1 pseudogene is annotated in these 317 nt (G+C 60.6%); it reads left to right on the top strand.

The annotated features are described in order from the left end of the window. Positions 1–32: 32 nt before the first annotated feature. Positions 33–317, top strand: a pseudogene (locus tag R5H29_RS07080) (DNA-directed RNA polymerase subunit alpha); the annotation flags it as partial.

Genomic DNA, 317 nt, shown 5'->3' with positions numbered 1-317 from the left:
CCCCATTCCGGCCCAAAACCAAGGGATAGCCTATGTCTGTCAATGCAAAGAACTGGCAGGAATTGAAGAAGCCGTCCGGCCTCGAAAAGAAGCCCGGCGGAGACGGCAAGCGCAAGGCGACCTTCATCGCCGAGCCGCTGGAGCGTGGCTTTGGCTTGACGCTCGGCAACGCGCTGCGTCGCGTTCTGCTGTCGTCGCTGCAAGGTGCGGCCGTGACCTCGATCAAGATCGAGAACGTTCTGCATGAATTCTCCTCGCTCGCGGGCGTTCGCGAGGACGTGACCGACATCGTGCTGAACGTGAAGCAAATCGCGCTG

It is taken from the genome of Stenotrophomonas sp. A3_2 (genome assembly GCF_036624925.1).
Taxonomy (GTDB): Bacteria; Pseudomonadota; Gammaproteobacteria; order Xanthomonadales; family Xanthomonadaceae; genus Stenotrophomonas; species Stenotrophomonas hibiscicola.
Note: the sequence above shows the minus strand (reverse complement) of the source record. Positions and strands in the feature narration are given on the sequence as shown.